General features: G+C 64.9%; 14 protein-coding genes and 5 pseudogenes. 11 read left to right on the top strand and 8 right to left on the bottom strand.

Going from position 1 to position 22,067, the window contains the following annotated elements; all coding sequences use genetic code 11:
* The first annotated feature begins 120 nt into the window (after positions 1-120).
* Positions 121-741, top strand: coding sequence for a glutathione S-transferase family protein (locus ACTGJ9_RS34720; RefSeq protein WP_456674710.1), 621 nt, complete (start codon positions 121-123; stop codon positions 739-741).
* Between the two features lie 102 nt (positions 742-843).
* Here ACTGJ9_RS34720 and ACTGJ9_RS34715 read toward each other — a convergent pair whose 3' ends face one another.
* Positions 844-1,758: a LysR family transcriptional regulator gene (locus tag ACTGJ9_RS34715; protein ID WP_456674709.1), complete on the bottom strand. Its 915-nt coding sequence runs from the start codon at positions 1,756-1,758 to the stop codon at positions 844-846.
* Positions 1,759-1,849: 91 nt separating this feature from the next.
* Between ACTGJ9_RS34715 and ACTGJ9_RS34710 the strand changes: the two genes are divergently transcribed.
* Positions 1,850-2,293: a nuclear transport factor 2 family protein gene (locus tag ACTGJ9_RS34710; protein WP_456674708.1), complete on the top strand. Its 444-nt coding sequence runs from the start codon at positions 1,850-1,852 to the stop codon at positions 2,291-2,293.
* 83 nt (positions 2,294-2,376) lie between these two features.
* Here ACTGJ9_RS34710 and ACTGJ9_RS34705 read toward each other — a convergent pair whose 3' ends face one another.
* Positions 2,377-3,057, bottom strand: a complete 681-nt coding sequence (locus ACTGJ9_RS34705) for a glutathione S-transferase family protein (protein WP_456674707.1) — start codon at positions 3,055-3,057, stop codon at positions 2,377-2,379.
* A 302-nt stretch (positions 3,058-3,359) separates the two neighbouring features.
* A complete protein-coding gene (locus ACTGJ9_RS34700) occupies positions 3,360-4,490 on the bottom strand; it encodes a DNA methyltransferase (protein ID WP_456674706.1) in 1,131 nt (376 codons plus the stop codon).
* Positions 4,491-4,903: 413 nt separating this feature from the next.
* Here ACTGJ9_RS34700 and ypfJ point away from each other — a divergent pair, with 413 nt between their 5' ends.
* Positions 4,904-5,851 carry a KPN_02809 family neutral zinc metallopeptidase gene (gene ypfJ / locus ACTGJ9_RS34695; RefSeq protein ID WP_456674705.1) on the top strand — a complete coding sequence of 316 codons (948 nt, stop codon included), beginning with the start codon at positions 4,904-4,906 and terminating at the stop codon, positions 5,849-5,851.
* A gap of 149 nt (positions 5,852-6,000) precedes the next feature.
* Positions 6,001-6,564 (top strand): molybdenum cofactor biosynthesis protein B, encoded by a 564-nt coding sequence (gene moaB / locus ACTGJ9_RS34690; protein ID WP_456674704.1) that lies wholly within the window; start codon positions 6,001-6,003, stop codon positions 6,562-6,564.
* Positions 6,565-6,787: 223 nt separating this feature from the next.
* Here moaB and ACTGJ9_RS34685 read toward each other — a convergent pair whose 3' ends face one another.
* Both ACTGJ9_RS34685 and ACTGJ9_RS34680 read right to left on the bottom strand, forming a co-directional pair.
* Positions 6,788-7,717 carry a bifunctional helix-turn-helix transcriptional regulator/GNAT family N-acetyltransferase gene (locus ACTGJ9_RS34685; protein ID WP_456674703.1) on the bottom strand — a complete coding sequence of 310 codons (930 nt, stop codon included), beginning with the start codon at positions 7,715-7,717 and terminating at the stop codon, positions 6,788-6,790.
* 63 nt (positions 7,718-7,780) lie between these two features.
* Positions 7,781-8,355: pseudogene (locus ACTGJ9_RS34680) on the bottom strand (glycosyltransferase family protein).
* 305 nt (positions 8,356-8,660) lie between these two features.
* Between ACTGJ9_RS34680 and ACTGJ9_RS34675 the strand changes: the two are divergent.
* The gene (locus tag ACTGJ9_RS34675; RefSeq protein ID WP_456674702.1) at positions 8,661-9,500 is read left to right on the top strand and encodes an RMD1 family protein; all 840 of its coding nucleotides are present in this window, start codon (positions 8,661-8,663) and stop codon (positions 9,498-9,500) included.
* Between the two features lie 239 nt (positions 9,501-9,739).
* Here the strand turns inward: ACTGJ9_RS34675 and ACTGJ9_RS34670 are convergent.
* Positions 9,740-10,926: pseudogene (locus ACTGJ9_RS34670) on the bottom strand (acetate/propionate family kinase).
* A gap of 8 nt (positions 10,927-10,934) precedes the next feature.
* Complete coding sequence (locus tag ACTGJ9_RS34665; protein ID WP_456674701.1) at positions 10,935-13,349, bottom strand: phosphoketolase family protein; 2,415 nt, start codon at positions 13,347-13,349, stop codon at positions 10,935-10,937.
* A 208-nt stretch (positions 13,350-13,557) separates the two neighbouring features.
* Here ACTGJ9_RS34665 and ACTGJ9_RS34660 point away from each other — a divergent pair, with 208 nt between their 5' ends.
* From ACTGJ9_RS34660 to ACTGJ9_RS34645, 4 genes and pseudogenes are all read left to right on the top strand, one after another.
* Positions 13,558-14,721, top strand: a complete 1,164-nt coding sequence (locus ACTGJ9_RS34660; RefSeq protein ID WP_456674700.1) for a PA0069 family radical SAM protein — start codon at positions 13,558-13,560, stop codon at positions 14,719-14,721.
* Between the two features lie 26 nt (positions 14,722-14,747).
* A pseudogene (locus ACTGJ9_RS34655) lies at positions 14,748-14,861 on the top strand (VOC family protein); the annotation flags it as partial.
* A 75-nt stretch (positions 14,862-14,936) separates the two neighbouring features.
* Positions 14,937-15,706: pseudogene (locus tag ACTGJ9_RS34650) on the top strand (ribonuclease HII).
* A gap of 99 nt (positions 15,707-15,805) precedes the next feature.
* A pseudogene (locus ACTGJ9_RS34645) lies at positions 15,806-17,311 on the top strand (glycosyltransferase family 39 protein).
* Positions 17,312-17,349: 38 nt separating this feature from the next.
* On the opposite strand, the gene ACTGJ9_RS34640 reads toward ACTGJ9_RS34645, so the two are convergent.
* Positions 17,350-18,156 carry a uracil-DNA glycosylase gene (locus tag ACTGJ9_RS34640; RefSeq protein ID WP_456674699.1) on the bottom strand — a complete coding sequence of 269 codons (807 nt, stop codon included), beginning with the start codon at positions 18,154-18,156 and terminating at the stop codon, positions 17,350-17,352.
* A 136-nt stretch (positions 18,157-18,292) separates the two neighbouring features.
* Here ACTGJ9_RS34640 and ACTGJ9_RS34635 point away from each other — a divergent pair, with 136 nt between their 5' ends.
* Both ACTGJ9_RS34635 and ACTGJ9_RS34630 read left to right on the top strand, forming a co-directional pair.
* Positions 18,293-19,954, top strand: coding sequence for an electron transfer flavoprotein-ubiquinone oxidoreductase (locus ACTGJ9_RS34635; protein ID WP_456674698.1), 1,662 nt, complete (start codon positions 18,293-18,295; stop codon positions 19,952-19,954).
* Between the two features lie 306 nt (positions 19,955-20,260).
* Positions 20,261-22,057: a tetratricopeptide repeat protein gene (locus tag ACTGJ9_RS34630; RefSeq protein ID WP_456674697.1), complete on the top strand. Its 1,797-nt coding sequence runs from the start codon at positions 20,261-20,263 to the stop codon at positions 22,055-22,057.
* Positions 22,058-22,067 lie beyond the last annotated feature (10 nt).

Below are 22,067 nucleotides of genomic sequence, written 5' to 3'. Positions count from 1 at the left end.
AGCGTCTTGGCATAGGCGGGCCGCGGTGGGCAACTGCGAACAGCAAAAGCACCGAGGATGCCGTGCTATGGACCTGGCGGCCCGCAGCCGCTAATTTCCAGTTTTCCCATGAGGTCCGACATGCTCAAGCTCTACTACGCCACCGGCACCTGCGCACTCGCCACCTACATGACCCTGGAGGAGGCCGGTGCGGACTACACGGCTGAACGGCTGAGCTTCAAGGACAACCAGCAGAACAGCCCGGACTATCTCGCGATCAACCCGAAGGGCCGCGTGCCGGCGCTGGTGACCGATCGTGGCGTCCTCACCGAGACGCCTGCGATGCTGGCCTACATCGCGCAGACCTTCCCCAAGGCGAAACTCGCGCCGCTCGACGATCCCTTCGACTTCGCCCAGGTGCAGTCGTTCAACTCCTATCTCTGCTCGACCGTGCACATCAACCACGCCCACAAGATGCGCGGCGCGCGCTGGGCGACGCAGGAGAGCTCGTTCGCCGACATGAAGGAGATGGTCCCGAAGACCATGGGAGCCTGCTTCTCCCTGATCGAACAGAAGATGTTCAAAGGCCCCTGGGTGATGGGCGACCAGTTCACGATCTGCGATCCCTACCTCCACACGATCTCGCACTGGCTTCAAGGCGACAGCGTCGACATCAATGCCACGCCAAAGATCGCCGATCACTTCAAGCGCATGTCGGACCGCCCGGCCGTGCGCAAGGTGATGGACGCACAGAAGGCGTGAGAGTCTGGTAGGGTGGGCAAAGGCGCAAAGCGCCGTGCCCACCATCTTTCCACGTGATGAAGGAAGTGGTGGGCACGCTTCGCTTTGCCCACCCTGCGGCAGCTAGCGTTTGGCTTGCTCCAACTCCCGTCCCGTCTCCAGCATCAGCCGCCGCAGCCAGATCGATCCCGGATCCATCTGCGCCCGCGTCGGATGGAACATGAACTGCTCGTCGATCCCGGGGTCGAGCGGCGGCGTCACCGTGACGAGCGCGAGCTGTTTTGACAGGGCCGCGATCAGCCGGCGCGGCACGAAGGCGACAAGGTCGGTGCGAGCGGCCACGTGCAGCGCCTCGAGATAGCCTGACACCACCAGCGAGATGTGCCGCTCGATGCCCTTGGTGCGGAGCCAGGTGTCGATCAGATCCTCGCTGTTGCCGCGGATGATGACGCCGACATGGCGCGCGGCGAGGAAGGTCTCGCGCCGCTTCAGCTTCGCAGCCATGGGATGGCCGCGCCGCACCGCCAGGGCATCGCTGTCGGTGTAGAGCAGCTGGCGGTGAAAGCCCTTGAACGCGTTGCCGATCGAGATCACGAGATCGATGGTACGGGCGAACTCGGCGTGGAAGATCGCCGGGCCCCGCCACGGCACGACGTCGATGCGAACGTTGGGCGCAAGGCGCGTCACCTTCGCCATCAGCGGCGGCATCAGAAGCTCGACGGCGAGGTCCGGCATCATCACGCGGAATGGCCGCTCGCTGCGCGCCGCGTCGAATTCCTCCGGCACGAACAGTCCGCGCACCTGGTCGAGCGCCTGCGCCAGCGGCGCGCGCAGCGCTTGCGCCCGCGGGGTCAGCTCCATCCGCGCGCCGGTGCGCACCAGCAGGGGATCGCCGAAGATGTCGCGCAGGCGTTGCAGCGCGTGGCTGGTGGCCGGCTGCGACAGGCCGATGCGCATCGCGGCGCGGCTGACATTGGCATCGCGCAGCAGCGCGTCGAGTGCGGTCAGTAGATTGAGGTCGAGCGAATTCAAATTCATAGCGTGAATAGATATCATATTCACTATCGATTTGAAGAATTACGCTGGGGCGGCGATGTTCTCCCCGTTGTCACCAAACGGAGATGCCGCCATGAGCGCAAGCGCCAACAAGAAACTGATGCAGGATATTTTCGCCGCCGCCGCCAACCCCGATCCGGCGGTGCGCGACCGCGCGCTATTCGCCGCAAGCCTCGCCGACGACGCCAAATGGATCGTCACCGGCCAGTATTCCTGGTCGCGCACCTTCTCGGGCAAGGAGGCGATCCTCAACGACCTGCACGGCTATGTGCGCACCCGCCTGCGCGACCGGACGCGCACACTCGCCGAGCGCTTCATCGCCGATGGCGACCTCGTCGTGGTGGAGGCCAAGGGCGACAATGTCACGCCCGAGGGCGTGCGCTACGACAACGACTATTGTCTGGTGTTTCGGCTCGAGGGCGGCAAGATCAAGGAGATCCGCGAGTACTGTGACTCGGTCCTGACCGAGAAGGCGTTGGGTCCGTTTCCGCAAACGGGTGTGAGGGCCGCGAGCTGATTGCAGCAGGCGACGGGCTGACAAACGCCTGAAAGCAAAAGGCCACGCCCATGTGCGTGGCCTTTCATCGTGGCAAGGTGTGATCAGGCCACTTTCGTCGTCATGTGCCCGAACATGTTGCGGCGGGCCTCGTCGTCCATCTCGGCCTTGAAGGTGAACCTGTCCTTCAGCGCGATCGCGCGGGCGGCTGCTGGCCGCGCCGAGATCTCGTCGATCAGCCGCTTCACGTTCGGGTAGCGCGCGAAGGCGTCATCGCCGAGCTTGAACGGCACCATCCGCGCCCAGCCCCACAGCGCCATGTCGACGATCGAATAGCTGTCGCCGACCATATAGCTGCGGCCTTTGAGGTGACCGTCGAGAATCTTGTAATGGCGATCGGTCTCGTACTGGTAGCGGTTGTGGGCGTAGTCGTGGTTCTGGTCCTTCGGCGCAAAATGCTTGAAGTGCACGGCCTGACCCGAATACGGTCCGACGCCGGTGGCCACGAACATCAGCCAGGACAGCAATTCGGCGCGGTTCGCGGGCAGGAACTTTCCGGTCTTCTCGGCGAGATAGAGCAGGATGGCGTTCGAGTCGAACACGACCGTGCCGTTGTCGTCGATCGCCGGCACCTTGGCGTTCGGGTTGATCTTCTGATAGTCCGGCGTGAACTGCTCGCCCTTGCGGGTGTCGATCTTCACGGGCTCGTAGGCCAGGCCAGCCTCTTCGAGGAAGAGCGCGACCTTGGTCGGGTTCGGCGATCCGTTGAAATAGAATTTGAGCATCGGGCGTCTCCCAAGTTGGTGCAAGTGTCGGTGGCCGAGAGCTGAGGCAGCCTCATTGCCGCGCGGCGGCCTTTGTCATGCCTGAAGTGAAGCTGGTCGCACAAGGGATGAGATTGACAGATGGTGTCTGCGCCGGGCGCAGACCGGCCGGCGTAACAAAGGCCGTTCGCTTTCGTACCCACGCCCGCCAGTGCCGTAGGTGGGCAAAGCGAAGCGTGCCCACCAATTCCATCAGTTTGTAGGAGAGATGGTGGGCACGGCGCTTCGCGCCTTTGCCCACTCTACGAGAGCACGGGCCTCGGCTATTCCGCCGCCATGCCGGCGCGGATCTCGGCGCGGAGCTCGTCGATCAGCTTGAGGCCTTTCTTGGTCTCGACGTGCCAGAAGGTCCAGCCGTTGCAGGCCTGCGCGCCCTGCGCCACCGCGCCCATGCGGTGGATCGAGCCGACCTTGTCGCCGAACATGATGGCGCCGTCGGCACGGACCAGCGCGCCAAGCTTCTTCTTGGCGTCGAACAGCTTTGTGCCGGGAATGATCATGCCGCGCTCGATCAGCTCGGAGAACGCCACGCGCGGCGCTTCGCGCGCGGTCATGAACGGGGCGAGGCTCTCTTCCGGCAGCGGCTCGACCGCCGCGATGCGCGCCTGAGCCGCCTTGGCGTAGGTCTTGTCGCGCTCGAACCCGATATAGGAACGGCCGAGGCGCTTGGCGACGGCGCCGGTCGTGCCGGTGCCGTTGAAGGGATCGATCACGAGGTCGCCGGGCTTCGACGACGACAGCAGCACGCGCGCGAGCAGGCCTTCCGGCTTCTGCGTCGGATGCACTTTCTTGCCGTCGGCGCCCTTGAGGCGCTCCTCGCCGGTGCAGAGCGGGATCAGCCAGTCGGAACGTGCCTGCACGTCTTCGTTGGCCGCCTTCAGTGCTTCGTAATTGAAGGTGTAGCCCTTGGCCTTCTCGTCGCGCGCGGCCCAGATCATGGTCTCGTGCGCATTGGTGAAACGGCGGCCGCGGAAGTTCGGCATCGGGTTGGTCTTGCGCCAGACGATGTCGTTCAGGAGCCAGAAGCCGAGGTCCTGCATGATCGCGCCGACGCGGAAGATGTTGTGGTAGGAGCCGATCACCCAGATCGTCGCCGACGGCTTCATCGCGCGGCGCGCGGCCAACAGCCAGGCGCGGGTGAAATCGTCGTAGGCGGAGAATGAATCGAACTTGTCCCAGTCGTCGTTGACGGCATCGACATGGGATTCGTCGGGGCGCTTGAGATCGCCCTTGAGCTGGAGATTGTAGGGCGGATCGGCAAACACCAGATCGACCGAACCAGCCTGAAGCTTCGACATCTCGGCGACGCAATCACCGAGGACGATGCTGTGCGAAGCGGACTCAAAATTTGTGCGGGGCGCCCTTGCAGACGCCCCGCGACGCGACACTACCATGACTCAAGAACTCTGACTCAGGCGACGCTGTCGGCGACGCGGGACCAAACAACCGACTGACCGTTACAATGAAGCGGCAAAGTAAAAATCGACTTAACCCGCAGCTTTCGTGAGCAGGCCGGCGATCGCGTGTCGCGCGCGGGCGGATGCGCGCATTTGCCGTGTTTTGCAGTGTGTTTCGCGTTTCTTCGCGTTGCGGGAGTGGCTGAAGCTGCCAAAGACTCCAAATTTCTCTCGGAAAAAAATGCTTGGCCCTCGGAAAAAATTGCTGGCGTCGCACGCTGCCGCACTAGGCAATAATTGCCGAGCGGGATATTGATTAACGCAATGGAAATTCTACGTCTGTGGCGCGTTGAGGTTTTCGCGTTTCCGCTACCCACGCCATGCAATCGCCGACCTGAGGGAAGCCCGCCATGCGCTACGATGATTTCCGCCGCAGCGACGACGTCGAGGATCGTCGCGACGATGGTGGTGGAGGATTTGGCGGCGGTGGAGGCGGCGGCGGGTTCGGCCTGCCGATGGGTGGTGGCGGCCTCGGCATCGGCACCATCATCGTGCTCGGCCTGGTCGGCTATGCCTTCGGCATTGATCCGCGCATCCTGATCGGCGGCGCCGAGATTCTTACCGGCGGCGGCCAGGCGCCGAGCTACCAGAGCGACCGTCCGTCTTCCCAGGCCAAGCGTGGCGCGCCGACCGACGAGATGGGCAGCATGATCTCCGGCATCCTCGGCGAGATCGACGATCGCTGGAGCGAGATCTTCCAGGCCAGCGGGCAATCCTACACCGGCCCGAAGGTCGTGCTGTTCCGCAACGCCACCAATGGCGGCCGCTGCGGCCGGGCGGAGTCGGCGATGGGTCCGTTCTACTGCCCGCCGGATCGCACCATCTTCCTCGACACCGGGTTCTTCCGCGAGGTCGAGACGCGGTTCCACGGCTGCTCCGGCAAGTCGGCGTGCAATTTCACCACCGCCTACATCATCGCGCACGAGGCCGGCCATCACATCCAGAACCTGCTCGGCATCATCCCGAAAGTGACGCGATTGCAGCAGCAGGCCAGCAGCAAGGCCGAGGCCAATGCGCTCCAGGTGAAGGTCGAATTGCAGGCCGACTGTCTGTCCGGTGTCTGGGTCAATCGTGAGGCGAAGAAGCGTCCGAACTTCCTCGAACCCGGCGACATCGACGCCGCCCTGACCACGGCGAGCGCGATCGGCGACGATACGCTGCAGCGTCAGGCCACCGGGCGCGTCGTGCCTGATTCCTTCACCCACGGCTCGGCCGCGCAGCGCAAGCAGTGGTTCATGACCGGCTATCAGCAGGGCACGCTGCAGGCCTGTAACACGTTCGGCGGCGGCGGGCCGTAGTCGTGCCCCGGACGCGGCGCGGCGCGTTTTCAGCGGTGCGCTGCAGAGCCGGGGCCCACATTGCCGGTCACTCAAACCTCCAAATGGGTCCCGGCTCTGCGCAGCAGCGTTTCACGCTGCAGCGCGTCCGGGAACGAGAGGAAACAGCAATGGCCTCGATCGACGAAACCAGACAATTCATCCCGCTCAACATTGCAGTGCTCACCGTCTCCGACACGCGTGCGCTCGCCGATGACAAGTCCGGCCAGACGTTGACCGATCGTCTCACGGCGGCCGGCCATCATCTCGCCGCGCGAGAGATCGTTACCGATGATGTCGAGGCCATCCGCGCCGTGATCCGGCGCTGGGTCGCAGATTCCGGCGTCGACGTCGTCATCACCACCGGCGGCACAGGTTTTACCGGGCGCGATGTCACGCCGGAGGCGATCGAGCCGCTGTTCGAGAAACGCATGGACGGTTTCTCGATCGCCTTCCACATGCTGAGCCACGCCAAGATCGGGACGTCGACGATCCAGAGCCGCGCCACCGCGGGCGTAACAGGTGCGACCTACATTTTCTGCCTGCCAGGTTCGCCCGGCGCCTGCCGGGACGGCTGGGACGGCATCCTCGCCGCTCAACTCGACTACCGCACGCGTCCCTGCAATTTCGTCGAGATCATGCCGCGGCTGGACGAGCATCTGCGCAGGCCGAAGGCGCAGGGCGCGACGGTGTGAGCGCGGACAGTCTTGTAGGGTGGGCAAAGCGAAGCGTGCCCACCACTTCTGTCGCAATGCTGGATTGGTGGGCACGGCGCTCGCGCGCCTTTGCCCACCCTACGATCCCAGACCCGGAGAGAGAAACCCCGCACCCAAGCGGAGCCTGTATTCGCCACGGTTGCTGCCCTCTCCGATAAGGCGCGAGGGCACATTCATGCGCATGTCGCTCGCTGCGAAATGATCAGAGATCCCGTTCCCAGGTCTCGCCGACCAGATTCTGCCCGAAGCTGCGATGCGGCTCGGTCGCGACCAGCTTGAATCCTGCGCTCTGATAGATGCCGCGTGCGGCGACCAGAATGCTCTGCGTCCACAGCGTCATCCGGCTGTAGCCGCGCTCGCGCGCGCCCTGGACGCATTGCTCGACCAGCGCGCGACCGACACCGAGCCCACGGGCCTTCTTCTCCACCTGCAACAGGCGGAGCTTGGCGATCTCGTCCGTGGCCTTGACCAGGAAGATCGAGCCGACCGGCTCGCCATCGACTTCCGCGATCCAGCAATGCTCGCGCGCGGCGTCGTAATTCTTGATGAACTGAGCGCAGATCTCGGCGACCAGCGCCTCGTAGCTGATGTCCCAGTTGTAGTCCGCGGCATAAGCAGCCGCTTGCCTGGAGATGACCCAGCCCATGTCGCCGACGCGGTGGCTGCGCAGCACGACGGAAGCGGGCTGGCTTCGACGTTGCTCCAGCAAGGTCTCAATGGTCGCCATGGCCTGCGTCAGTCGCCTTGCATCGCTGGGCGAAAGCCGAGCCAGCATTGCGGCGACTTCGTTTTGCGAGCTCAGGCTCAGCTTGGCGAACGTCTGGCGGCCCTTGGCTGTGAGGCTGAGCTGGTACTGCCTGCGGTCTGCCGGCAGCGGCCGTCGTGTGATCAGTCCCTTCTCGTCGAAGCTTTGGACGATGCGGCTGAGATAACCGGGATCGAGTCCGAGTTCGTTTCCGATCTCCTTTGCCGCAAGGTCGTCGCGATGCGCGAGCTCATAGAGCACGCGGGCCTCGCTGAGCGAAAACGGGCTATTTCCCAGGTGCTGGTCGAGCACGCCGAGCTTGCGGGTATAGAAGCGGTTGAAGGCGCGAACCGCTGCGATCTGATCCTCGGTACCGTCGATTGGCATGGGTCACCTCAATTCTTGCCATTGTCAAATAATTATTTGACTGTGGCAAGTATATGGGCGGCCTCACGCGACCATGACGATCCGGCTGCGCAACAAGGTCCGGGAGGAGCGCCCGAGCCGCCTGAGCAGGCGCGCCTCGGACCGGCGGGCCTGGGGCGGATAGCCGCCGATCCGGTCGTAATGATCGCGCGCGATCAAAAGCCCCTGGTCGCCGAGCGGGCCGATCAGCTTGCGCGCGACGGACCACATGACGTCGCGGAAGCCGGTATCGGCGTAAGGCGAACGGGCGTAGCGGAACACGGCCGCACGATCCCGTCCGCTGGCCGCGACGGCCTGGATGAACTGGGTGGTCTCCTCGATCCAGCCGGTGTCGAGCACGGCGCCGGCAGGGAGGAACATCAGCCAGGGCGAACGGGCCTGAAGCGCGCCGGCCGCCAGCGCTGCGCCTTGGGAGGATCCTCGCAGCCGACAAAGCGGCAGCCGGCGACGTCGGCGACGCGCTCGATGACGCCGTTGCCGGTGCCGTCGACCAGCAGAACTTCCTTGATGATGCCTGCCGCGGCACCGGGGACCAGCGCGGCCAGAGTTGCGACCGCGGTCTGCTCGACGCCTTCGGTCGGAATGATGACGCTCAGCATGATTGAGACTTCGATGTCCGCAATTCGGGAGAAGCGCAACGCGTTATGATGTTGTCATAAACATGCTGCGCTGCCGAGTGCAACTTTTCGGAAAGCCGCTCGGCGTGCGATGGTAAACCGGTGCGCGTCGGGACCGGCCGAATATGTCGCGCGCAGGGGGCCAAATTGCCGAATGTTTCGGGCGATTTTCGGTTTCGTGAGCTTCAAACGGGGTCTTTCTCCGCCGATATCGTTAGGTGACAGCGCCGTTCCGCTTGCGGACGGGAAAACGTGCAGCCGCGGTTGCGCAAAGCGAGATGTGCCCAATGAACGCCGATCAACTTCCCATGGGCGCGATGCCGATTTCGCCAAAGCCGGACGCCGCGCCGACCTTGCGGATCCGCGCCGTGATGCTGGGCGAACGCATCAATCCGTCGGGGCTCGATATCGGCACGCTGGTGTCCTCGACCCCGGCCGCCTTCCGGGTCCATGGCGGCCTCGCCGTGATCTTTCGCTACGGCGTCGTGGTGCTGATCGGGCTGTTGCCCTCGGAGGAGAAGGTCCTCATCGACGGTCTCAAGTCGCGCGTGACCGGCGAGCTCAGCCCCTATGAGGAGGAGACCGCGCAGGCGCAGCTCTGTCACGACGAAAACGCCGAGGCGATCCAGCCCGGCGGGCCGATCTGCCTCTCGAAGTTTTCCGACGAGCGGCTGCTGCTGATCGCGGACGCACTCGCCAAGAGCACGTCGCTGGCGCGCGACGAGCGCCGCGTCGCTGCGGTCTTCGACGTCATCGAGCCTTTTGCCCGCGAGCTCGCCGAGAAAGGCCGTACGTCGCGGCGGCGCAAGGGCATCCTGCAGCTCATCGGCAACGCGTTGCTCGTCCAGCAGCGCGTCGCCGGCCGCGTTGCGGTCGCCGAAAAACCGGACGCGCTCTGGGAAAAGCCGCAGCTCGACCGGCTCTATGCGCGTCTCGAAGACGAGTACGAGCTGAAGGAGCGTCTCGACACGCTCGAGCGCAAGCTCACGGTCGTCGCGGAGACGGCCGATGCGCTGACCGACATCATCGACACCCAGCGCTCGCTGCGCCTCGAGATCGCGGTGGTGGTGCTGATCGTGATCGAGGTCGCGATCGGATGCTTCCAGATTTTTGCCGGGATTCATTGAATTCAGGGTGAGGTTTGGTCGAACAAGCGCGGACCGCAACAACGCGCCGCGAGCGAGCTGCGCATGACTGTGCCCTCGCCCCTTGTGGGAGTGGGCATCACCGCAGGTCGATACAGACTCACTTGGGTGAGGGGTCGTCTCCGCATACTCATTTGCACATGCGAGCGCGGTGAAAACCCCTCATCCGGCGCGTCGCGCCACCTTCTCCCACAAGGGGAGAAGGGAAGGTCGACCGCATTTTATCCGGTCATCGCTTGCAGCACCGCGGCGCAATGCCGTGCGATCGTCAGTTCCTCGTCGGTCGGGATGACGAACACTTCGACGGTGCTGTCGCCGGCATTGATGCGCTCGCGCGCGGCATCATTCGCGGCGGCATCGATGCGCACGCCGAGCCAGGCGAGCCGCTCGCCAATGGCGCTGCGGATTTGCTTGGCATGTTCGCCGATGCCGCCGGTGAAAACGAGGCCGTCCAGTCCGCCCAGCGTGTTCGCCATCACCGCGATCTCCTGTGCCGCACGGAAGGCGAAGAGATCGACCGCCTCGCGCGCCGAAGCCTCGCGGCTCGCAAGCAGCTTGCGCATATCCGCGGAGATGCCGGAAACGCCGAGCAGGCCGGACTCGTGATAGAGCAAGTGCTGCAAATCCTCGACGGTCATCGCTTCGTGCTGCAACAGGTAGAGCAGCACGCCGGGATCGATGGTGCCGCAGCGCGTGCCCATCACGAGGCCGTCGAGCGGCGTCAGCCCCATCGTGGTGTCGATGCTGCCGCCGTCGCGCAATGCGCAGAGGCTCGCGCCATTGCCGAGATGGGCGATGACCGTGCGCCCGGCTGCAAGCTCCGGCGCGATGTCGGCGAGCCGGCCCGCGACATATTCGAATGAGAGACCGTGAAAGCCGTAGCGCCGGAGGCCCTGCGCCTCGTAGCGTCTCGGAATGGCGAAGCGGCTCGCGGGCGGCGTCACGCCGTGATGGAAGGCGGTGTCGAAGCAGGCGATCTGCGTCAGTGCGGGACGGAGCACCGTGACGGCGCGGACCGGCGCCAGGCAACGGGGCTGATGCAGCGGCGCCAGCGGTGTGAGTGCTTCCAGCTCCGCACAGACATCGTCCGTCAGCGCGATCGGGCCGGCATAGTCGGGACCGCCATGGACGATCCGGTGCCCCACGGCGCGCAAGCGGCCTTGGCCAAAGTGGTCCTCGATGAAGCCGAGCACATCGGCGAACAGATGGCCGCCATCCGCGTCCGACGTTTCCTCTGCCTCTCGAACAGCGTCTCGCCGGATGGGCTCGTTGCCACCAGCCGGGGCTTGGCCTCGTGCTCGTCGAGCAGACCCTTGCAGAGCATGGCGGGTTCGCTGCCCGAGATCTCGAACAGGCCGAACTTGATGCTCGACGAGCCCGCGTTGAGGACGAGGACAGTGTCGGACATGGCTGCCTTCAATCACCGGCTTCAGCCGGTGTGTTGCCGCCGGCACTGTTTTGCCAGACCCATTGTTGGATTTCCGGCATGTCCTCGCCGTGTTCGCGCACGTATCGCGTATGCTCGATCAGCTTGTCGCGAAACTGCTGCTTCACCTGCGCGGCCTTTGTGGCAAGCCCCGGCACGCGTTCGATCGCCTCGATCGCGAGGTGATAGCGGTCGAGCCCGTTGAGCACGACCATGTCGAACGGCGTCGTCGTGGTGCCTTCCTCGGCAAAGCCGCGCACATGGAGGCCGTCATGGTTGGTGCGGTTGTAGGTCAGCCGGTGGATCAGATAAGGATAGCCGTGATAGGCGAAGATGACAGGCTTGTTGCGCGTGAACAGGCTATCGAAGTCGCGATCGCTCAGGCCATGGGGATGCTGCTCGTTCGGTTGCAGCGTCATGAGGTCGACGACGTTGACGACGCGGATCTTGAGGTCCGGCAGCGCCTTGCGCAGGAGACCGACAGCGGCGAGTGTTTCCAGCGTCGGGACGTCGCCGGCGCAGGCCATCACCACATCGGGCTCGCCGTCCGCGTCCTCGTTGCCGGCCCAGGTCCAGATGCCGATGCCGGCATCGCAATGCGTGGCGGCTTCCTGCACCGACAGCCATTGCGGCGCCGGCTGCTTGCCGGCGACGATCACGTTGATGCGATTGTAAGTGCGCAGGCAGTGGTCGGTGATCCACAGCAGCGTGTTGGCGTCGGGTGGGAAATAGATGCGGACGATGTCGGCCTTCTTGTTGGCGACGAGGTCGACGAAGCCGGGATCCTGATGGCTGAAGCCGTTATGGTCCTGCCGCCAGACATGCGAGGTCAGCAGATAATTGAGCGAGGCGATCGGACGCCGCCAGGCCAGGTGTCGTGTCACCTTCAGCCATTTGGCGTGTTGGTTGAACATGGAATCCACGATGTGGATGAAGGCCTCGTAGCAGGAGAAGAAGCCGTGGCGGCCGGTGAGCAGATAGCCCTCGAGCCAGCCCTGGCAGAGATGCTCGCTCAGCACCTCCATCACGCGGCCATCCTGCGCGAGATGCACGTCATAAGGTTCGATCGGCTCCATCCAGACCCGTTCGGTGGCGTCGAATACGGCGTCGAGACGGTTTGACGCGGTCTCGTCCGGACCCATGAGGCGGAAGTTGCGCCCTTGCGCGTTGAGCCGGATGACATCGCGAAGGAATTTGCCAAGTTCCCGCGTCGCTTCTCCCGTGACGCCGCCGGGCTGTGGCACGTCGACGGCAAAACTGCGGAAGTCCGGCAGCTTCAGCTCCTTGTTGAGCAGCCCGCCATTGGCATGCGGATTGGCGCCCATGCGCCTGTTACCCTCGGGCGCCAGCGCCTGAAGCTCGGGAATGAGCGCGCCATTGGCGTCGAACAGCTTTTCCGGCTCGTAGCTGCGCATCCAGTCCTCGAGAATCTTCAAATGCGCCGGATTCTCGCGGCAGCTTGCAACCGGAACCTGATGCGCGCGCCAAAAACCTTCGACCTTCTTGCCATCGACCTGCTTCGGGCCGGTCCATCCCTTCGGACTGCGCAGCACGATCATCGGCCAGCGGGGCCGTTCGACGCTTGTGCGCCCGTCGCGGGCGTGCTGCTGGATCGAGCGGATGCTGGCGAGCGCGACATCGAGCGCGTCGGCCATGGCCCGGTGCATCAATCCGGGATCGTCGCCCTCGACAAATAGCGGCTCGTGGCCGAGTCCGCGGAAGAGATCGCCGATCTCGCTATCCGGCATCCGGCCGAGCACAGTCGGATTGGCGATCTTGTAGCCGTTGAGATGCAGGATCGGCAGCACCGCGCCGTCATGGGCGGGATTGAGGAACTTATTGGAGTGCCAGGACGCCGCGAGCGGGCCGGTCTCGGCCTCGCCGTCGCCGACGACGCAGGCGACGATGAGATCGGGATTGTCGAATGCCGCGCCATAGGCGTGCACCAGCGCATAGCCGAGCTCGCCGCCTTCGTGGATCGAGCCCGGCGTTTCCGGCGCCGCGTGGCTCGGAATGCCGCCGGGAAAGGAGAACTGCCTGAAAAGTTTTCGCAATCCGTCCGCATCGCGCGGGATGTTGGGATAGATCTCGCTGTAGCTGCCTTCCAGATAGGTGTTGGCGACCATGCCCGGGCCGCCATGACCGGGACCGCAGACATAGATCATGTCGAGGTCCTGCGCGCGGATGATGCGGTTGAGGTGGGCGTAGATGAAGTTCAGCCCCGGCGTCGTGCCCCAATGGCCGAGCAGGCGCGGCTTGATGTGCTCGGGCCGCAACGGCTCGCGAAGCAGCGGATTGTCGAGAAGATAGATCTGCCCGACCGAGAGGTAGTTCGCCGCGCGCCAGTAGCGATCGAGAAGATCGAGGTCGCTGCGCGCAGCGGCCGATTGTCGTTGATTTGTCATGTTGCTGCCGACCTTCACCCGGGATCGTCACCAACCGGGTTCCGGCTAGATTGATCCTTCAGCCGCATCAAACGGGATCGAGGTCACGGGGAGTTGCGTGACGTCAAAGGTCGGTGCGCGAAGTTTGGGCAGCCTACTGTGCATGGGGTTGTTTTCGCGTTTTCATTTCTGTTCTTGATTTGTTCCTCCGGCGTGCTATCTTGGCTTCATGAGTCCAGCTTCGTCTTCTGCTCTCAAGCACCCGCCGGTCACGGCGCCCTCCGAGCCGGCGGGTGCGCCTTCTGATTTCCCCGAGCTTGGCGTCGCCATCGACCGCGCGCGCAGGCGAGGGCGGGGTGCACAATCCAACGCCAGCAGCCGCTACGAGGCCGAGGCGCGCGTCGCCTTCGACGATGGCTGGCAGAGCCTGGAAGAGCTACCGCCATTCAAGACCACGGTGGGTGTGGACACCTCGCGCAAGGTGATCACCCGCAACGATTCCCCCGACATCGGCTTCGACCGCTCGATCAATCCCTATCGCGGTTGCGAGCACGGCTGCGTCTATTGCTTCGCGCGGCCGACGCACGCCTATCTCGGCCTGTCGCCGGGGCTCGACTTCGAGTCAAAGCTGTTCGCGAAGCCCGAGGCGCCGGCGCTGCTCGAGAAGGAGCTTGCGGCCTCAGGCTATGAGCCGCGGATGATCGCGATCGGCACCAACACCGATCCTTATCAGCCGATCGAGCGCGAGCGCAAAATCATGCGCGGCATTCTGGAGGTGCTGGAGCGCACCGGCCATCCCGTCGGCATCGTCACCAAATCCGCGTTGGTCGTCCGCGACATCGACATTCTCGCGCGCATGGCCAAGCGCAACCTCGCCAAGGTCGCGATATCGGTGACGTCGCTCGACCCAAAACTCGCGCGCACGATGGAGCCGCGGGCCTCGACCCCGCCGAAGCGGCTTGAGGCGCTGAAGCAGCTCTCGGACGCCGGCATTCCGACCACGGTGATGGTGGCGCCCGTGATACCCGCGCTGAACGATTCCGAGATTGAGCGCATCCTCGATGCCGCAGCGCATGCCGGCGTCAAGGAAGCCTCCTACGTGCTGCTGCGGCTGCCGCTGGAGGTGCGCGGTCTCTTCCGCGAATGGCTGATGGCGAACTATCCGGACCGCTACCGCCACGTCTTCACGCTGATCCGCGACATGCGCGGCGGCCGCGACTACGATGCCAAATGGGGCGAGCGCATGAAGGGTACGGGACCGATGGCCTGGACCATCGGCCGCCGCTTCGAGATCGCCTGCGACCGGCTCGGGTTGAACAAGCGGCGCGCCAAGCTGACCACGGATCATTTTGCCAGGCCGAACCAGAACGGCGAGCAGCTCAGCCTGTTCTGAGGCGCGGAGCGAACGAGGTGTGTGCCGATTATGGCGGCTATTCCGGCTATTTTGCCGATCCCGACAGCCATGCCTGGGATGTCGTGGTCGCGCCCGGCATCGAGGTCGGCGACGACCGGCGGGTGCATCTGGCGGAGTAGGCAGTCCGCTGAATAGCGGGAATTGCGCGGGGTTCCCGGTTGCGCGAGCGGGTCGGCTTGCGCAGGATCCCCGGCATGATTCGGGATAAGTCCACCAAAGATGCGAGGAAGGATGTGGCCAGGAATGCCACGCCCGCGAAGGCAAGCTTCCGCCGCGAGCGCGCGCTGATCAAGCGCGGCGTCTGGCCGATCGCAGGCTGCGACGAAGCCGGCCGTGGGCCACTGGCAGGGCCAGTCGTGGCGGCTGCCGTGATCCTCGACCCCGACCGCATCCCGCGCGGCATCGACGATTCCAAGCGGCTGAGCGCGGAGGAGCGCGAGAAGCTTTTGATAAGATCTGTGCCACCGCCCAGGTCTCGGTCGCGGTCGCCTCACGCTCCCGCATCGACCGCGACAACATCCTGCGCGCCTCGCTCTGGGCGTTGAAGCGCGCGGTGATTGCGTTGCCCGAGACGCCGAAGCACGTCTTCGTCGACGGCCGCGACCGGCTCGATACCGCATGCGAGTGCGAGGCCGTGATCGGCGGCGACGGCATCGTGCTGTCGATCGCGGCCGCCTCCATCGTCGCGAAGGTGACGCGCGACCGGCTGATGTGCGCGCTGGCGCAGGACTGCCCGGGCTACGGTTTCGAGCAGCACAAGGGCTATGGCGTGCCTGAGCATCTCGACGCGCTCGATCGCCTCGGCCCCACAATCCACCATCGCAGTTTCTTCGCCCCGGTCGCGGCCGCCCGCGCCAAGCACATGCCCTGGACCGTCGAGCCGGTGCGGGATCTGTTCGAGGTCACCGAGGTCGAGATGCAGGTGCAGACCACCGTTGAAATCGATGCTTCAACAGGTCTCTAGCGTAGACTGTCGTTGCCACGACGCGTGGCGCCCTTTATCAAAACAGGCGTGAGCGAATAGGGCCGGCTGGACGGGTTGGCTGCATCTTGCGGGCGTTGCATGCGGTTTACCTCCCTGGTCATCGAGCTCATTCGCGCCCGGCCGCGGCTGATCGTCTGGATCGCCGTGCTGTTGCAGGCCGCGATGTGGCTGCTGGTGGCGCTGTTGTTCTATCGCAGTCCGCCCGGCAACCTCGCGACCCTGCTGGCTTTCGGCAGGGAATACCAGGTCGGCACAGATCTCGGCCCGCCGCTGTCGGTCTGGCTCGCCGATATTGCCTATCGCGCAGCCGGCGGCCACATGTTCGGCGTCTACGTCCTGGCCGAGCTCTGCGAGGTCGCGACCTTCATTGCGCTCTATCATCTGGCGCGCGCCGTGGTCGGGACTCAGCAGGCCGTGCTCGCCGTTCTTCTAACCATGACCGTGCTGGCTTTCTCCTCGTCCGCGCTCGAGTTCGGCCCCCTTGTGCTCGCGCGGCCGCTCTGGGCGCTGTTGCTGCTGCACTCCTGGCAGATCATCGGCCAGCGCCGCGGGAATGCCTGGTTCGCCTGGTCGATCGAGGCCGGCCTGCTGCTCCTGACCACGCCGGCCGCGATCTTCCTGCTCGCACTGCTCGTCGTCTTTGCGCTCTCGACCGCCGCTGGCCGACGTACGCTGCGCGCGCTCGATCCGCTGTTCGCGTTCGTCGTCGTCGCTGTGCTGGCGCTGCCCTATGCCGTCTGGCTGATGCGCGCCGAAGCCCTTGCGCTGCCGGCCCTCCCGCAAATTGCCGACCTCGGCGCCCGCACGCTCCACGCCGCCTGGCTGCTCGGCGGGCTCGGAGTCGGTGCCGTGGCGGTCCCGGTGCTGAGCTTCCTCAACACACCCTGTTCGCCGGCAAGAGCGAGGAGGCGCCGATCATCTACCGACCGCCGGTCGAGCCGCTGGCGCGCAACTTCGTCTTTTTTCGTGCTGGCGCCGGCGCTCGGTGGCGTCCTGATCTCCGGCCTGTTCGGGCTCGATGGCGTCGTCGGCGGTGCCGGCGTGGTGCTGGTTATGTCGGGCCTCGCCATGGTCGTCGTGGCCGGCGATCTCATTGCGATGCGCCGCGCCCGGATGCTGCGCACGGTGTGGACAGCGGCCATCGCGGCGCCCGCCGCCGGCGTCGTGCTGGCTGTGCTGCTCCTGCCCTGGAGCGGCACCGGCGAGATCGCGACATCGATCCCGGCGCGGGATATCTCGAATTTCTTCGGCGACAGCTTTGCCCGCCGCACCAACCATCGCCTGCGCGCGGTCGCAGGTGAAACCGCGCTTGCGAGCTTGATTGCGCTGCACTCCGGCCGGCCGCATCTGTTCATCGACGCCGCGCCGGCGCGTACGCCCTGGATGTCACAGGCAAAGTTCAGCGAAATCGGCGGCGTCGTGGTCTGGCGCGCCTCAGATACCGCCGGTACCCCGCCGCCCGAAATCCTCGCGCGCTTTCCCAGCATCGTACCGGAAGTGCCGCGCGCCTTCGAATGGCTGGTGACCGGCCGCCAGCAGCTTCTACGGATCGGCTGGGCTATCGTGCGGCCGAAGGGAACGTGAGGCGAGCGCGCGCGTGCTCTCTCCGTCGTCATTGTCCGTCACGCGCCTGCCAGCACCTTTGCGATCGCGCGCAGATCCTGCCAGGCCAGCCGCTTGTAGGACGGCGAGCGCAAGAGATAGGCCGGGTGGAAGGTCGGCAGCGTGCGGATGGTGCGCTGGCCCGTGTCGTAGTCGAACCAGCGTCCGCGCGTCCGCATGATGCCTTCTCGCGTCGACAGCAGCGTCTGCGTCGAGGGATTGCCGAGCGTCACCAGCACATCGGGGTTCACCAGCTCGATATGACGCTGGATGAAGGGCAGGCAGATTTGCGTCTCCTGCGGCGTCGGCGTGCGGTTGCCGGGCGGCCGCCAGGGAATGACGTTGGTGATGTAGGCCGTGGTGCGGTTGAGCCCGATCGCGCCGATCATGAGGTCGAGCAGCTTGCCGCTGCGTCCCACAAAGGGCAGTCCCTCGATATCCTCGTCGCGGCCCGGCGCCTCGCCGACGAACATGATGCGCGCCTGCGGATTGCCGTCGGCGAACACCAGCCGCGTCGCAGTGTGCTTGAGCGCGCAGCCCTCGAAGTTTTGCATGAGCTCGCGCAAGGCCTCGAGTGTCGGCGCGGTGCGCGCTGCCTCGCGGGCCGAGGCAATGGCGACGTCGGGCGCCGGTGCGGCCTCGCCGCGCATCGCGGCAGGCGCGGCAACAGGCCGCGGTGCCTCGACCGGCGCCGCGCGCGGGGCCGGCGACGGGGCGTCTAATTCCGCCAGGCGGTCGACCGGTTCCTCGGCGAGCGCGCAATCGACGCCGGCCTCCAGATAGAAGGCGAGAAGCTCTCGGACGGTGGGTGCGGGCTCGGGGATCATTTGGAAAGTCAGACTATTAGTTCATCTTACGGCGCCTTGCATCCCAGCGGAACGCATTTCCGTGGTTGTCCTACCCGGAAAAATCGGAAACAAGGGAGCGCAAATGACGAGGAACCGTCTCAAGGGCTGAGATCAGATGAGCAGCGAAGAACTTCCCCCGCGCGAATCCATGGAATTCGACGTCGTCATCGTCGGCGCCGGCCCTTCGGGCCTGGCTGCGGCGATCCGACTGAAGCAGATCAATGCCGATCTCAACGTCGTGGTGGTGGAGAAGGGCTCCGAGGTCGGTGCGCACATTCTCTCCGGCGCCGTGATTGATCCGGCCGGGCTCGACAAGCTGATCCCGGACTGGCGCGAGGATTCCGATTGCCCGCTGAAGACGCAGGTCAAGGACGACCGCTTCTACTGGATGACCGCCGGTGGCGCGATCAAGCTGCCGAATTTCATGATGCCGCCGCTGATGGACAACCATCACTGCTATATCGGCTCGCTCGGCAATGTCTGCCGCTGGCTGGCACGCAAGGCCGAAGCGCTCGGCATCGAGATCTATCCGGGCTTTGCCGCCGCCGAAGTGCTCTATGACGAGCAGGGCGCGGTGAAGGGCATTGCCACCGGTGACATGGGCATCGGCCGCGACGGCAAGCCGAAGGACTCCTTCACCCGCGGCATGGAGTTGCTCGGCAAGTACACGCTGTTCGCCGAGGGCGCGCGCGGCAGCCTGACCAAGCAGTTGATCGCCAAGTTCGCGCTCGATTCCAACAGCGAGCCGGCGAAGTTCGGCATCGGCCTCAAGGAAGTCTGGCAGATCGATCCCGCCAAGCACCAGAAGGGCATGATCCAGCATTCGTTCGGCTGGCCGCTCGACCTGAAGACCGGCGGTGGCTCGTTCCTCTATCATTACGACGACAATCTCGTCGCGGTCGGCTTCGTCGTGCATCTGAACTACGACGATCCGTATCTGTCGCCGTTCGACGAGTTCCAGCGCTTCAAGACTCATCCGTCCATCCGCGGCACGTTCGAAGGGGCCAAGCGCCTCGCCTATGGCGCGCGTGCGATCACCGAAGGCGGCTACCAGTCGGTGCCGAAGCTGACTTTCCCCGGCGGCGCGCTGGTCGGCTGCGCCGCCGGATTCGTCAACGTGCCGCGCATCAAGGGCGTGCACAATGCGATGGGCACCGGCATGTTAGCTGCCGAGCATGTTGCAGCGGCGCTCGCGGCCGATCGTGCCAACGACGAGATCATCGACTACGAGAACGCGTGGCGGTCCTCGTCGATCGGCAAGGATCTGTTCCTGGTCCGCAACGTCAAGCCGCTGTGGTCGAAGTTCGGCACCGTGCTCGGTGTCGCCCTCGGCGGCTTCGACATGTGGTTCAACACGCTGTTCGGCACCTCGCTGTTCGGCACCCAGTCGCATGCCAAGCCCGATCGCGCGACGCTCGATCCGGCCAAGCAACACGCGCCGAGGAACTATCCGAAGCCGGACGGCAAGATCTCCTTCGACAAGCTGTCCTCGGTGTTCCTGTCCAATACCAATCACGAGGAGGATCAGCCGGTTCACCTCCTGGTGGCCGACATGAACCTGCAGAAGACCTCCGAGCATGATGTCTTCGCCGGTCCCTCGAATCGCTATTGCCCGGCCGGCGTCTATGAGTGGATCGAGGAGGGCGCGGGCCCGCGCTACCAGATCAACGCCCAGAATTGCGTCCACTGCAAAACCTGCGACGTGAAGGACCCGAACGGAAACATTACCTGGGTTCCTCCGGAGGGCGGCGGCGGTCCGAACTACGAGGCGATGTAAGGGCGCGCGGGGCGACCAAAGAGGTCCAAAGGGTGATGTAGCGCACGTTCGCGTGAGAACGGGAGCCACAGGGGTGCCCGCGGCCACGATAAGGCCATAGTGGCGGCGTCTTGGGGCGCTCTTGATCGGCACTAGGTCGATTTGGGGCGTGCGGAGGGGATCGCCCGGCCCGAATCCTTGCGGTGAAGCGCCAAAAGCGGCATTGTCCGGCCCCGACGGTTCCGGGTCCCGTGTCGCCGGTCGCGTTCGCGTGCGAGACGGCCATTTGCTTCGAACCCAGGCACTACCAACTCAAGGCGAGCCCTGATGTTTTCAAATCGTTTCAACCGCTGGACTGCTGCTGCCATCGCCCTTGCAGGCTCTGCGATCGTGGCGGTCCCTGGCGGGGTGCTGGCGCAAACGCCGGATCATCCGGCCGACACGGCGGCGCAGTTTCCGAGCCGAAACGATCTGAAGTCGCTCACCACCGCCGGCAGCTATCTCGCTGCCCGTCACGCCAGTGTCGAGCGCGACGCGACCTCGGCCGCCGCCTTCTATCGCTCCGCGCTGCGGACCGACCCCAAGAACAACGAGCTGCTTGACCGCGCCTTCATCTCCTCGGTCGGCGATGGCGACATCGACGAAGCGGTGAAGCTTGCCGAGCGCATCCTCGCCATCGACAAGACCAATCGCGTCGCGCGCCTTGTGGTCGGGGTGCATGATTTGAAGCTGAAGAAGTATCCGAGCGCGCAGAGCAACATCAACCAGTCGGTTCGCGGGCCGATCACCGATCTCGTCGCTACCCTGCTGTCCGCCTGGGCCGCTTATGGTGCGGGCGATACCAAGGGCGCCGTGGCGACCATCGACAAGCTGGCGGGCCCGGAATGGTATCCGCTGTTCAAGGATCTGCACGCCGGCATGATCCTCGAGAACGCCGGCAAGGAGAAGGACGCGGGCGCCCGCTTCGAGCGCGCTTACAAGCTCGACGATTCCATGCTGCGCGTCAGCGAGGCCTATGCGCGCTGGCTGTCGCGCAACAAGGACGCGGCTTCGGCGACCGCGATCTATGAAGCCTTCGACAAGAAGCTCGCCCGCCATCCGTTGATCTTGGAAGGCCTGCGCGAGACCAAGGCCGGCAAGAAGCTGCCGCCGCTGGTCGATTCCGCGCAGGCTGGTGCTGCCGAGGCGCTCTACGGCATCGGCGCCACGCTGACCCGCCGCGGCGGCGAAGATCTCGCGCTGGTGTATCTCCAGCTCGCGCTGTATCTGCAGCCCAGCCATCCGTTGGCCTTGCTCTCGCTCGCCGACCTCTATGAATCGGTGAAGCGGCCGCAGATGGCGATCAAGATCTATGAGCGGGTCCCGTCGAGCTCGCCCTTGAAGCGCAACGCGCAGATCCAGCTCGCCATCGATCTGGATTCGGCCGACCGCACCGATGATGCGATCAAGATCCTCAAGGGCGTGACCGCCGAAGACTCCAAGGATCTCGAAGCCATCATGGCGCTCGGCAATATCGAGCGCGGCCGCAAGAAGTTCGGCGACTGCAGCGCGACCTATTCGCGGGGCATCGACGTGCTGCCGGCCGGCAACGACAAGGCCAACAGCGTCTGGTACTACTACCGCGGCATTTGCGAGGAGCGCACCAAAGAGTGGGGCAAGGCCGAAGCCGACATGAAGAAGGCGCTCGCGCTCCAGCCCGACCAGCCGCATGTCCTCAACTATCTCGGCTATTCCTGGATCGACCAGGGCGTGAACCTCGACGAAGGCATGAAGATGATCAAGCGTGCCGTCGAGCAGCGGCCCGACGACGGCTACATCGTCGATTCCCTCGGCTGGGCCTACTACCGCATCGGCAACTACGAAGAGGCGGTGAAGAACCTCGAGCGCGCGATCGACCTCAAGCCCGAGGATCCCACCATCAACGACCATCTCGGCGACGCCTATTGGCGCGTCGGCCGCACGCTGGAGGCAAAATTCCAGTGGGCGCATGCCCGCGATCTCAAGCCCGAGCCGGATGATCTGCCGAAGATCGAGGCCAAGATCGCCAACGGCATGACGGATGACAATTCGAACTCTTCGGCCGCGCAGGCGGACAAGAAGAAAGACGACGGCAAGGGCGGTTGAAACTCACTGG

Origin of the sequence: Bradyrhizobium sp. RDM12, from assembly GCF_051917485.1 — a bacterium.
GTDB lineage: Bacteria > Pseudomonadota > Alphaproteobacteria > Rhizobiales > Xanthobacteraceae > Bradyrhizobium.
This window is presented reverse-complemented; position numbering and strand designations above follow the sequence as displayed.